Raw genomic sequence first — 4,964 nt, forward strand, 5'->3', positions numbered from 1 at the left:
ATAGTCGGAGTATTAAGTGTATTTTAGTGGTATTCCTTCATGTTGATAAATGGATATTTGTGATAATTTTTGTTTTATCTATCTATAATGAATGAAAGGGGGAAGTGCCCGTGAGTGTAGATTTGGATTTTATTATACGAATCGGTGTTGCTGGCTTGTTAGGAGCAATGATTGGTATTGAAAGAGAAATTCGATCGAAAGAAGCTGGATTAAAGACTCATTTCCTCGTAGCGGTAGGAAGTGCGTTAATAATGGTTGTTTCGAAATATGCCTTTTCAGATATTGTGTTTGAAGAGCATATGTCTCTAGACCCAAGTCGTATTGCAGCACAAGTCGTTAGTGGAGTTGGTTTTTTAGGTGCAGGCACAATTATTATTCAAAAGCAGGCGGTGAAAGGATTAACGACCGCGGCTGGTTTATGGGCTACTGCCGGCATAGGATTAGCAATTGGAGCGGGAATGTATGTAGTAGGCATTGGAGCGACGATTCTCGTTTTAATTGGTTTAGAAATTGTAAGTCGTATTTTTAAGGTGCAATTTTTATTTCCACAAAATATAGCAGTGCAAATGTTTGTAAATAAACATGAAGCGGTACAACAAATATTAGAAACACTACAAGTGAAAGGCATCCCAATACTTTCATATGAGGTGGAAGCTTCACAGCAAGGTACAGAAACTGTTTATAAGGTAGGGATGCAACTGAAAAATATATCGTCAGAAGAAAAGAATGAGTTTATTCAGCATATACAAACATTACCGGAAGTTACATTTATAAAGTTAAAATCATAGTGTTGAAAACGGGGATAGATGTAGCAGGAATTTTGCTATTATCTATCTTTTTTTGATATAAAATGCACGGAAAGTCAAGCGTTAATTTTATATGGAATGGATACATGTGTGAACGTTACCTTATTTTTTCTCAATACAGGACAAAAAGTAAAAATAGTAAAATAATGGAGCGGGACACTAAAAATGTAAGGTAGGGGAGAGCATGAAAGGCTATTCAAAGAAAATGTTAGTAGGGGTAAGTTTTGCTAGTTTAATGTTAGGGAGTTTTCAAGGGGTAAGTTTGGCAGAAGATACTAAGGGAGAGCAAGTTTCTTATCGAAATGTGCTCAAAATGGAGCCAGTCGGTGTACAACTACCAGTACAAGAATTAGCTCATTCATCGAAAGTGCTCGAAAGCAAGTCTTTTGAGAAAAGGTTACAATTTGCCGATTTATCACAAAGACCACCTGAGGTGAAAAAAGAAAGTAAGCAATTAGCTGTAGCGAAAATTTATACAATTGCTGAATTAAATCAATTAAGCAATCAGCAGTTAGTAGATTTACTTGTAACAATTGATTGGGAGCAAATTACGGGGCTATTTCAGTTTAATACAGACAGTCTAGCATTCTATCAAAATGATAGTAGGATGCAGGCGATTATTGATAAATTGAAGCAGCAAGGACAAGCCTATACGAAGGATGATTCAAAAGGGATTGAGACATTAGTAGAGGTATTACGTTCAGGATTTTATTTAGGATTTTATAATTCAGAACTTAGTAAATTAAATGAACGGAGTTATCATGATAAATGCTTACCTGCATTAAAAGCGATGGCTAACAATTCAAATTTCAAGCTGGGTACATTAGAGCAAAATAGAGTGGTATCATCATACGGAAAGTTAATAGGAAACGCTTCAAGTGATGTGGAAACGATAACATCGGCTGCAAAGATTTTTAAACAATATAATGATAATTTTTCTACATTAGTAGATAATCTTTCAGCTGGAAATGCTATTTACGATATTATGCAAGGTGTTGATTACGACATTCAATCGTATTTGTACGATACGAGGAAAGCACCGAAAGATACAGTATGGTATCAGAAAATAGATAGTTATATTAATGAATTAAGTCGTTTTGCATTAATGGGAACGATTACAGCAAAAAACGGTTGGCTTATTAATAATGGCATTTATTATACAGGTAGACTCGGTATGTTCCATAGTACAGGAACGAAAGGGTTACAAGTTGTAACAGATGCGATGAAAATGTATCCGTATTTAGGGGAGCAATATTTCGTAGCTGCTGAGCAAATTGCAACGAATTATGGCGGAAAAGATGCAAATGGTAAAGTGGTGAATTTAGATCAAATAAGAGAAGATGGAAAGAAAAAATATTTGCCAAAAACGTATACGTTTGATGATGGGGCAATTGTTTTAAAAGCTGGAGATAAAGTGACAGAAGAAAAAGTAAAACGTTTATATTGGGCGGCAAAAGAAGTAAAGGCACAATTCCATCGTACGGTTGAAAGTGATCAACCTTTAGAAAAAGGAAATCCTGATGATGTATTAACGATGGTTATTTATAATAGCCCAGCAGAATATCAATTTAATCGTCAATTGTACGGTTATGAAACGAATAACGGTGGTCTTTATATAGAAGGAACAGGTACGTTCTTTACTTATGAGCGTACGCCAGAAGAAAGTATTTATAGTTTAGAAGAATTATTCAGACACGAGTTCACGCATTATTTACAAGGTAGATATGAAGTACCAGGGTTATGGGGACAAGGGAAAATATATGAAAATGAAAGATTATCTTGGTTTGAAGAAGGAAATGCTGAATTTTTTGCAGGGGCAACGAGAACGGATAATGTTGTACCGAGAAAGAGTATTATAGGAGGATTATCTTCAAATCCAGCAGAGCGTTATACGGCAGAGCGAACGTTAAATGCAAAGTATGGAACGTGGGATTTCTATAATTATTCCTTTGCTTTACAATCGTATATGTACAATAAGAGATATGATATGTTCGATAAAATACATGATCTTATTAGGAAAAATGATGTAACAGCATATGATGCATATCGCTCTACATTAAGTAAAGATGCGAATTTAAATAAAGAATATCAAGACTATATGCAAATGCTAGTTGATAATCGTGAGAAATATAATGTGCCATTAGTATCAGACGATTATTTAGCGAATCATGCATCGAAGCCAGTTTCAGATATTGCAGCAGAAATAACAGCGGAAGCAAAATTGAAAAATGTATCAGTGAAGAAAAATAAATCACAGTTCTTTAATACATTCACACTACAAGGAACATATACAGGAACTGCAGCAAAAGGAGAATATGAAGATTGGAAAACAATTACACAAAACGTTAATGATACGTTAAAACGTTTAAGTGCAAAGGAATGGACAGGCTATAAAACAGTAACAGCATACTTCGTAAATTATCGCGTGAATGCATCAGGACAATTTGAATATGATGTTGTGTTCCATGGTATTAATACGGAAGAAGGGGCAGAGAATAAAGCACCAGTTGCAGTTATAAATGGTCCGTATAGTGGAAATGTAAATGAAGCAATTTCATTTAAAAGCGACGGATCAAAAGATGAAGACGGGAAAATTACTTTGTATAGATGGGAGTTTGGTGATGGAGCAGTAAGTAATGAGCAAAATCCAACTCACGTATATACAAAAGAAGGAACGTATACGACGAAATTAACGGTAACAGACGATAAAGGAGCAACTAATACTGCTACAGCGACTGTAACTGTTCAAAAGAAAGAAGATAACAGTGTAGAAAAAGAACCGAATAACTCATTCCAAACAGCAAACAAACTGCAGTTAAATCAAGTTTTACGTGCTAGTTTAGGAAATGGCGATACAAGTGACTTCTTTGAAATTAATGTGGAGAATGCTAAAAACCTTCAAATTAACGTAACGAATGAAAATAATATCGGAATGAACTGGGTACTTTATTCTGAAGCAGATTTAAATAATTATGTTACGTATGCTCAGCAACAAGGGAATAAACTAGTAGGTAGTTACTACACATATCCAGGGAAGTATTATTTACATGTGTATCAGTATGGTGGTGGAACAGGGAATTATACGGTGGAAGTGAAGTAGTAAAAAGGGAGTTGTCTTTTTCAATGAATGGCACAAGGTCTGTACTTTAATGAAAAAACAACTGCAGGAAATGTCCCTAATGATAATAACAAATTAAGTATCGCGAGATATTATATTTACATTAAACAAATCTAATCAGTAAATGAGATAAAATCGATGAACTAGTATTTCATCACGATGTAAGAAAAGTTATAAATATTAAGTGTTTTTAATTGAATTAAACTAAAGGATCAGAGTATATCTGTAACAATAGATATACTCTGATCCTTTTATGTAATTAACTAAATAGAAAATTGTTATCACGTTAGCAAGGGATACTAATAGAAAAACGTGTCCCTTTACCTAATTCACTCTCTATCTCTATATCTCCGTTTAATTCTCTAATAATACTATAAGCAATCATAGTACCAAGCCCAGTTCCTTTTTCTGTTGTTGAATAGAATGGCAAAGCAATTCGTTTTATTTGTTGAGATGACATCCCAATTCCTGAATCAATAATATCAATTATGATATTTTCTTTTACTTTTTGTATATTTATTTGTAATAATCCACCATTTTTCATAGCCTCAATTCCGTTTTGGATGATGTTGTTTAGACAGAGTTTGAATTTTTCGGGGTCCCCATTTATATAAAAGGAATCTGTACTATTTTGTTTGATTTCAACTTTGTATGACAGAGCGAGTGGTGAAATAGTATCTTTCACCTGATTTAAAATGTGATTAATATCTATTTTCTCTTTTAGGGTGTTCTGTGGTTTGGTTAAAGATAAATAGTTATTAATAGTAGATTGTATTTGCTGCATTTCAATTAACATGATTTCTAAGTATTGCTCCTGAGATAGCTTAGAGGCATGTTTTTCATTTAATAATTGAGTGAATCCATGTACCGTGGTTAGTGGGTTGTGGATTTCGTGTGCAATTGACGCTGCTAGTTCGCTAGCTATATAAAATTTTTCAGCCCGTTGCAGTTTTTCTTTCATTTTATATTTCTCAATCATTTCCTCTATAAAATAAACTGATAATAATACTGTGAAAATATTAATGACTATATAATTTAAT

Annotated in this window: 3 protein-coding genes; 2 read left to right on the forward strand and 1 reads right to left on the reverse strand. The window is 33.8% G+C overall.

Annotation, left to right across the window (positions count from 1 at the left end):
• The first annotated feature begins 110 nt into the window (after positions 1-110).
• Positions 111-788 carry an MgtC/SapB family protein gene (locus ACQGS6_RS22800; RefSeq protein ID WP_074624871.1) on the forward strand — a complete coding sequence of 226 codons (678 nt, stop codon included), beginning with the start codon at positions 111-113 and terminating at the stop codon, positions 786-788.
• Between the two features lie 202 nt (positions 789-990).
• A complete protein-coding gene (gene colA, locus ACQGS6_RS22805) occupies positions 991-3,906 on the forward strand; it encodes a collagenase ColA (protein WP_426965648.1) in 2,916 nt (971 codons plus the stop codon).
• Between the two features lie 304 nt (positions 3,907-4,210).
• Here the strand turns inward: colA and ACQGS6_RS22810 are convergent.
• Positions 4,211-4,964 (reverse strand): sensor histidine kinase (locus ACQGS6_RS22810; protein WP_249421232.1); only part of this gene is annotated, 754 nt, incomplete at its 5' end.

This window comes from Bacillus sp. GMs2/2 (assembly GCF_050172095.1).
Classification (GTDB): Bacteria; Bacillota; Bacilli; order Bacillales; family Bacillaceae_G; genus Bacillus_A; species Bacillus_A cereus.